This window comes from Pseudomonas sp. SIMBA_068 (assembly GCF_046534705.1).
GTDB lineage: Bacteria > Pseudomonadota > Gammaproteobacteria > Pseudomonadales > Pseudomonadaceae > Aquipseudomonas > Aquipseudomonas putida.
In genome coordinates this window covers 1-261 of the sequence record NZ_JAWRYI010000811.1, presented here as the reverse complement: position 1 = coordinate 261, position 261 = coordinate 1, and the positions used below count along the sequence as shown (strand labels likewise).

Here is a 261-nt window from a genome sequence, read left to right as displayed (position 1 = left end):
AGGATGAAGGAAACCACCAGCATCAGCACGCCGATGGCGGTCGCGCCGGTGTAGTCGTACTGGTCGAGCTTGACCATGATCAGCAGCGGCAAAATCTCGGTCTTCATCGGCATGTTGCCGGCAATGAAGATCACCGAACCATACTCACCCACGCCGCGGGCGAAGGCCAGGGCAAAACCGGTGAGCCAGGCCGGTAGCAGGGCCGGCGCGAGAATATGACGGAACACCTGCAGCGGCTTGGCGCCCAGGCAGGCGGCGGCC

Annotated in this window: 1 protein-coding gene; it reads right to left on the bottom strand. The window is 63.6% G+C overall.

The window, feature by feature from the left end:
• A partial coding sequence (locus SB756_RS31560; protein ID WP_410913433.1) for an ABC transporter permease subunit occupies positions 1 to 261 on the bottom strand: 261 nt, incomplete at both ends.